We start from the raw sequence: 231 nt of genomic DNA, 5'->3' as shown, positions 1-231 counted from the left end.
GCCATGGGCCAATGACGGCGACCGCGAGCACTATCTGGAAGGATTTCGCCGGGCCGGATTGCGGTGAGCGCATGCGCCCACGCCCCGAACGTGCCGGCGCTACGTAGGCTTGCGGCGCAAATGGACGATGACGTCGAGCCGCGCGATCTCGTGGCCGGGAAGCGCCTCGGGCAGCTTGGTGAAGGCGAGGCCGTCGGCAACGTCGACCAGCATATCCTCGCCTTCGAGATA

General features: G+C 66.7%; 1 pseudogene. It reads right to left on the bottom strand.

Annotation, left to right across the window (positions count from 1 at the left end):
- Positions 1-99: 99 nt before the first annotated feature.
- Positions 100-231 (bottom strand): annotated as a pseudogene (locus tag JHD07_RS36725) (transcriptional repressor); the annotation flags it as partial.

The organism is Bradyrhizobium sp. (assembly GCF_016462955.1).
Taxonomy (GTDB): domain Bacteria; phylum Pseudomonadota; class Alphaproteobacteria; order Rhizobiales; family Xanthobacteraceae; genus Bradyrhizobium.
This window is presented reverse-complemented; position numbering and strand designations above follow the sequence as displayed.